This is a genomic window from Aquabacterium sp. NJ1 (genome assembly GCF_000768065.1).
In the GTDB taxonomy this organism is placed as follows: Bacteria; Pseudomonadota; Gammaproteobacteria; order Burkholderiales; family Burkholderiaceae_C; genus Aquabacterium.
On record NZ_JRKM01000009.1, the window covers coordinates 1 to 2,488 of the forward strand.

General features: G+C 55.8%; 3 protein-coding genes. All 3 read right to left on the minus strand.

Annotated elements, in window-relative coordinates; genetic code table 11:
• Window positions 1-110 precede the first annotated feature (110 nt).
• Window positions 111-449: a hypothetical protein gene (locus JY96_RS21660; RefSeq protein WP_035044346.1), complete on the minus strand. Its 339-nt coding sequence runs from the start codon at window positions 447-449 to the stop codon at window positions 111-113.
• A 174-nt stretch (window positions 450-623) separates the two neighbouring features.
• The gene (locus JY96_RS21665) at window positions 624-1,205 is read right to left on the minus strand and encodes a GNAT family N-acetyltransferase (protein WP_052163029.1); all 582 of its coding nucleotides are present in this window, start codon (window positions 1,203-1,205) and stop codon (window positions 624-626) included.
• 799 nt (window positions 1,206-2,004) lie between these two features.
• On the minus strand, window positions 2,005-2,488 hold a 484-nt coding region (locus tag JY96_RS23680; protein ID WP_161784392.1), incomplete at its 5' end, for a hypothetical protein.

Consider the following 2,488-nt stretch of genomic DNA (forward strand, 5'->3'; position numbering starts at 1 on the left):
AACTCAACACACGGCCGCGTGAACGTTATGGCTTTAAGACCCCGGAGGCGATGTATGGACGTCCGTAAGGGGTGTTGCACTTGTTATGTGAATTCAGGCCAATGAGACTGCTAGGCATTGGCAAGTACCTTGACCATGATTTTCTGACGCCCTTCAGAAGTTGCTGCATCCCATGCGTCAAACAGTCCAAAAGCGTAAAGCCTTTCGTTCATCGTCTGAGAATGAACTCCGTCTAGTGCTTGAACTTTGAAGGATTGCCAAGCTTGCATAAGCGCATTGACGCTATTTGCATCATTGACCCATACGTTTCCAAGCCACTTGTCGACAAGAAATCGAAGCTGCTCAATGTTGTCTGCGGAGCGCTTCCACTCGTCGATCCAATGCGTCAGATCGGTTTGGAGATCTGGGTGCTTGGAAGAAAGCAGAGATGGCAGATCGTCGATGATCATCGGTGTTTCGTCTCAGTGGCCTAACGCCTAAGGTAAGCGGCACCGGAGCACCGAAGGTGCGGAGGGCACCAACACAGGCCATGAGAATGGCGAAGCCATGGCCTGTGTTGGTGTCCGCTTGACCGCCCAGTTAGGCTGGTGAGCGTAGGAGAGGGCGTTGAGAACACATAGACCTCACGGGTGTTGCAATTGACACTTAAATCGAGGATACGGGCTTGCGGCAGATGCACGGTACAGGCAGTGCTCCTGCATAGGGTGGCCATGCGGCAGTGATGGATGTTGGAAGGTCAGCTCATCGCGCTTCATGCCAAGACGCTTCATCACGCGCTCCGACCGCTCATTGCTGATTGTCGTAAATGAAACCACCTCAGGCAATGACAATTCATTGAAGGCAAACGTCAGTGCAGCGCTGGCCCCCTCTGTTGCTAGCCCTTTGCCCCAGTAGTTTCGCGCGAGCCTCCAGCCAACTTCCACGCACGGTGAAAACGGCAACTCGGCAGTTGGTACATGCAACCCAATGAAACCGATGAACGCGTCCGATGACCGCTCTTGAGCAGCCCAAAATCCCCAGCCACGCAGATCAATGAGGTCGCTGCAACGCTGCGCCATGTCGTTGCTCTGCTGTTCGTTCAAAGAACTAGGAAAGAAGCGCATTACCTCTTTGTCCGCGTTCATCTGTGCGAAGGCAGGAAAGTCGGAGGAGCGCCACTGACGAAGCAACAGCCGTTCTGTCTCGATTTCGTAGATCTGCGCCATTGGTATTCTTCGGAGGGCCTAACGCCAAAGTTAACCGGCGCCGTAGCGCGAAGCGCGGAGGGCACCGCTACAGGCCCTGGCCTGTAGTGGCGTCCGCGTTGAACGACCAGTTAGGCTGGGGCGCGCAGGAGAGGGCGTTGAGAACACGCCAACCTGACATGCTTTGATATTACTTGGCATTGCTATTGCCGCGCTCCCTTGGCTGTTTGTTGTTCCTGCATTTTGCACTGAACCGAATGACTTAGGGCGAGGGCGGCACACCATGGTGGTGACGGCTTCGCCGAAGCGATATGGACGCGCTGATTTCGAGCGCCAGGCAGTGGTGGCGAAAGCCACGGCTGCGGGCTGCTGTGCGTTGGCTTGCCAGCGCACCTAACACCGCACTGGCCGCCTCAGGACGGTCAGCCACAAAGCGATGGCGAATGGCACTTTGGCGCTACTGAGCGGCCAGCAGGCTGCCGTAGGACAGACAGCCAGATTGAGACTTTGCGTTGCGCCACGTGGCGGAACTTGAGGGCAGTAAAGCGCCAAACCTGAAGACGCGGACAGATGTGGGAGCGGCAGAGAGAAAGGCCGTGGCACGCATCAGTGCTCTCGCGCGAAACATCGATGGCTATTGATGTTCACGCGGAATGACATGAAGCAGCCTTGCCAAAATGCAGCCTCAAAAAGTGGGGCCTAACGCCCAAGGTAAGCGGCACCGGAGCACCGAAGGTGCGCAGGGCACCAACAAGGGCCAAGACAATGGCGAAGCCTTGGCCCTTGTTGGTGTCCGCTTGACCGCCCAGTTAGGCCACGGTTACTGTGACTGGAATGCATCTTCGAGTGCATACAAAGTTGAGAGTAGAGCGGAGTCGCTAGGCGTGCCTTCTAGTGCGTCAATGTGATGCCTCACAAGGTAATACTCCGATTCACCCTTGATTTTTCCCCGTGCGACGACTTTTTTAAGCCGCTCCATATCTTTGGCTTGAACATCTGGCGCGTACTGTTGAAGCGCGGAGCAGAGCGCTTGGCTGGCGACGACTCGAACCTGTTCCGGCAGGGCCTGCAAGAGCAAGGGCATTTCACGAATGCCTTGTTCTATACCTGAGGCAATCACCGACTTTGTGACGGTGCCAGCTTGCAGTGCCTGGGAGTAGTCACGCTTTGCCAATGCCCAACCCGTTCTAAGGCGCACGATCAATTCGTGCTGTTCGCTCTCAAGCTGTCGATGAAAGTCATCGAGAACGGCGGTAAGTCGATCGAACCTGGTCATTTCGCCTAGCGCTTCGGTGTAAGGGGCC